The sequence below is a fragment of the Gemmatimonas sp. genome, assembly GCF_044345575.1.
Lineage (GTDB): Bacteria > Gemmatimonadota > Gemmatimonadetes > Gemmatimonadales > Gemmatimonadaceae > Gemmatimonas.
On record NZ_JBIJAW010000409.1, the window covers coordinates 1 to 2,783 of the forward strand.

At 68.1% G+C, this 2,783-nt stretch carries 3 protein-coding genes; all 3 read right to left on the minus strand.

Annotated features, from left to right (window positions below; all coding sequences use genetic code 11):
- On the minus strand, positions 1 to 699 hold a 699-nt coding region (locus ACIQ6O_RS15920; protein ID WP_396208754.1), incomplete at its 3' end, for a Nif3-like dinuclear metal center hexameric protein.
- 26 nt (positions 700 to 725) lie between these two features.
- Positions 726 to 1,781, minus strand: a complete 1,056-nt coding sequence (locus ACIQ6O_RS15925; protein WP_396208755.1) for a BMP family protein — start codon at positions 1,779 to 1,781, stop codon at positions 726 to 728.
- A 59-nt stretch (positions 1,782 to 1,840) separates the two neighbouring features.
- On the minus strand, positions 1,841 to 2,783 hold a 943-nt coding region (locus ACIQ6O_RS15930), incomplete at its 5' end, for a ParB/RepB/Spo0J family partition protein (protein WP_396208756.1).

Genomic DNA, 2,783 nt, shown 5'->3' on the forward strand with positions numbered 1-2,783 from the left:
TTCCACCGTCGTGTGGTGCGGCCCCTCTCCTACGATGAGGGTGTCGATGCCACGTTCGCGAGCTTCCCGCAGCGTGTCGCTGCTGGCCCCGCCGCCCGTGCAGATGGCCCACCGTCTCGTGGTCCGACCGCCCGTGGGGATGGAGGTGCGCACCGGGCTGCCGTAGCGGGCGGCGAAGGCCTGCACGCGCTCGACGAGTTCGGTGGTGGGCACTTCGCTTTCCCCCATCACCCCCACGTCGATCGTCTTGTAGCGCGCGAACCCGGCCGAGGGGGTCAGATCGAGCGCGCGCGCGAGTCGCACGTTGTTGCCCAGCTCGGCGTGGCAGTCGAGCGGGAGGTGGGTGGAGTACACCGCGATGTCGGCACCGAAGAGCGTGCGGTACTTCTCGTAGGCCACACCGGTGAGCGGTTGCGCGCCGCCCCAGAAGAGCCCGTGGTGCACGACCAGAAGGTTCGCGCCGCAGATCGCCGCTTCGGTGACGGCGGCGCGCGACGCATCTACCGCGACCGCCACCTTATGGACGGTGCCGCGGTTGGCCACCTGCAACCCGTTCACCGCACCGCCGTAATCGGGGATGTCGAAGGTCCGCAGCTCGGTGTCGAGCGCGCGGACTACCTCACGCAGGGGCGCGTGTGGGCCTTCGATGCCGTTGCCGGTGGCGGCGGCGAGAATGCGATCGGCGTCCGGGTTCGACATGCGGGTCGCGAAGAGGGGGGCGCCGCTTACTTGGCCGGCGTCGCGGGCTTGGCGCTGTCCGCACCCACGGTGAGATCCTTGAGCGCGCTGAACGTGCCGGCGTGGAGGAGTGCCCCCACGCTGTCGGAGGCGGCGATGGCCGCGGCAGGGATTTTGGCCTGCAGCGCGGGATTGAGCACGAGGCGCACCACGTCCTCCTTCACGCCGAGGCTGATGACGCGGCCCTTGAAGGTACCGTTCTGCATCTCGCGGCCGAGGAGCATGAACGCCTTGGGGAGATCGATCACGACGCTGCCGAGGATGACGTCGGGGGCGACGTCGTTCTGGTTGGCGTTGGTGCCGAAGGCGTACACGCGCTTCTCCTTGGCGGCCTGGAAGATTCCAAGACCGGCGGCGTCGGCGTTCTGGAAGAGCACGTCGACCCCGCGGTTGATCTGCGCGAGCGCCTGTTCCTTGCCGGCGCTCACGTCATCCCAGTTGCCGATGTAGCTGGTGATGACCTCGACCTTGGGGTTCACGGCCTTCGCCCCGCGGGTGAAGGCTTCGAAGCTGGCCTTCACCGGCGGCAGCTCAGTGCCGGCGATGAGGCCGAGCTTGTTGGTCTTGGTCATCGCGCCGGCGATCATGCCGGCCTGATACGACGCCTCTTCGAAAAGGAACGCGACGCCGGCGAGGTTGGGGGCGACCACTCGGCCGGACGTGACGATGTAGTTCGTCTTCGGGTACGACGGGGCGACGCGCGACGCGGCATCCTGAAATTCGAAGCCGTGCCCCACCACCATCGTGTACCCCTGGGCGCCGTACTGCCGGAAGTTCTCCTCGAACTCGGCCGGGGTCTTGGTCTGGATGTGCGAGATCTGGGCGCCGAGGGAGTCGCGCAGCATGGTGAGGCCATCGTACGCGCCGCCGTTCCACGACTTGTCGGAGATCGGCCCCGGGGTGAGCAGGGCGACCTTGAACGCCGGGGCGGCCGCGGCGCCACTGTCGGCGGTCGCGCCGTCCTTGCCCCCGCATGCGGTGGCGAAGGCGAGGGCCACGGCCGTCGTGGAAAGCATGAACGCGCGGAAGCTATTGACCTTCATATTAATGATCTCTTGATGTTCCGTTGATGACGCCTTTATGGCGCTAAATTTCGTGGACTTCAGTCCAGCGAAACGCCGAGCACTTCGAGGAGGCGCTCGAGATCATCGTTGGAAAAGAAGGCGATGCGGACTTCGCCCTTGTCCTTGGCTGTCAACTGAATGGACACGCCGGTCTGCAGTTTCCGGCGGAGCTTTTCTTCGATCTGGCGCACCACCGCGCCGGAGGCGCCGGCCGGTGTGGGGGCGGGGGCGTCGGTCTTCTTCCCAGCAGCCGGGGGCTTGGGCCGCCCGGCCTGCACGCGCCGCTCGACTTCGCGCACCGACCAGCTGTTGGCTACCACCTCGCGGGCCATGTCCACGATGGCGCGTTCCGTGGCCAACGGCAGCAGCGCGCGGGCGTGACCCGCAGTGAGCTGCTTGTCCTGCAGCATTCGGCGCACGCTCGCGGGGAGCTGGCGCAGCCGAAGCGCGTTCGCGACGGTGGAGCGGTCCTTCCCCACGACGTCGGCCACTTCCTGGTTCGTCAACGCGAAGTCATCGATCAGCCGCTGATAGCCGTCGGCCTCTTCGATGGGGTCGAGATCGGCGCGCTGCAGATTCTCGATCATCGCCAGCGTGGCCAGCATGCGGTCGTCGACCGGCTTGACCAAGGCGGGGATGTCGGTCCACCCGAGCCGGCTGGCGGCGCGATAGCGGCGCTCACCAGCAATGAGCTCGAAGCCCTTGCCGTTGGGTTCGGGGCGCACGGTGATGGGCTGCAGCAACCCGTTCACACGGAGGCTGTTCTCGAGATCCGCCAACTCCTCCGGCCGGAATTCCTTGCGCGGCTGGTACGGGTTGGGGCGGATGTCGGCGAGCTTGAGGGTGCGGAGTGCGCCGGCCTCGTTCTCTTCGACGACGACGGCCGGCGCGGTGGTCGCTGTGGCCGCGGGGCTGCTACTGGCCGCTGGCCCTGCCGGTGCCGCCGCGGGCTTCGCCGGCTCCTTCCTGGCGAGGAGGGCG

Excerpts from the sequence above, each read along its gene's own strand:
- ACIQ6O_RS15925 (WP_396208755.1), bottom strand. The coding sequence starts at position 1,781 with ATGAAGGTCAATAGCTTCCGCGCGTTCATGCTTTCCACGACGGCCGTG.